1 protein-coding gene is annotated in these 211 nt (G+C 67.8%); it reads left to right on the top strand.

Annotated features, from left to right (window positions below):
* Positions 1–211: hypothetical protein (locus GK091_RS29500; RefSeq protein WP_212593032.1), on the top strand; the 211-nt coding region annotated here is incomplete at both ends.

Genomic DNA, 211 nt, shown 5'->3' with positions numbered 1-211 from the left:
GTCGGTGACGGCCTGTGTGCCGACCACCCCCGTCACGCCCCCGGTCACCCCGCCCACTTCCCCCACGGCCAGCGTGTGCAACACGTTTGCCGCGGTATGTTCGGGGAACCAGTACGAGATTCGTCCTCAGAGCCTGACCATCGCGACGGCTGGGGTGTACACGCTAAGCGTGCGCTACCGGGCCCCCGAGAAGGCCGTCAACGCCATCGTG

The sequence above is a fragment of the Spirosoma agri genome (assembly GCF_010747415.1).
Taxonomy (GTDB): domain Bacteria; phylum Bacteroidota; class Bacteroidia; order Cytophagales; family Spirosomataceae; genus Spirosoma; species Spirosoma agri.
Note: the sequence above shows the minus strand (reverse complement) of the source record. Positions and strands in the feature narration are given on the sequence as shown.